Source organism: Vibrio sp. 1580 (assembly GCF_033340055.1).
Window position 1 is genome coordinate 1 of the sequence record NZ_JAWOVT010000350.1, and the last position, 657, is coordinate 657.

The window sequence follows — 657 nt, forward strand, 5'->3', positions numbered from 1 at the left end:
ATGTTTGCTGTCCGTTGTACACTTAAACTTGCGTGCCGCTTTCGGCGTTAAATCCTGACGCTTCATGCTGGCTGCAATGGTTTTCACATTATGGCTATTACCGTTCTCAGCGAGTTCTTTCTGGATACATCTTGAACCATCTCGACCTTTACTGTTGTCAAAAGCATCTTTGACCTTTGTATCAAGCTCTTGACGAATTGTCTCGCGCTGGATGGCCTTGTGACGATGCTTAATCCAATAATAAAACCCACTTAGAGAAACCCTGAACACCTTAGCCATACGGACAACACTGAAGTACAGCAGGTGTTCGAGCATAAATTCATAGCAATCTATTTTAGATTTTTCGCGAAGTAGGTGGCGGCCTTTTTTACGATATCTAGCTCTTCTGCTTGTTCTGCCAACTGTCTTTTGAGTTTGGCTACTTCAGCAGCTAGCTCTTGTTCTCGCTGACTGGTTGTAGTGTTTTTCTTTACAGTCTTGCGCCAAGCGTAGATCTGAGATTCATGTAAGGAGAGCTGTCTTGCTGCCGCAGCGACTCCCACTTTCTCTGCTAGCTTCAGAGTTTCGGCTTTAAATTCAGGAGAATGGATAATACGTTTCTTCTTGTTTGTCATGATTCACCTCGTTAGTGATTGTACTCACTTAACTCAGTGTCCA

At 43.7% G+C, this 657-nt stretch carries 1 pseudogene; it reads right to left on the minus strand.

Features of this window, described 5'->3' with window-relative positions:
- Positions 1-614: pseudogene (locus R7093_RS25950) on the minus strand (IS3 family transposase); the annotation flags it as partial.
- Between the last annotated feature and the right edge of the window lie 43 nt (positions 615-657).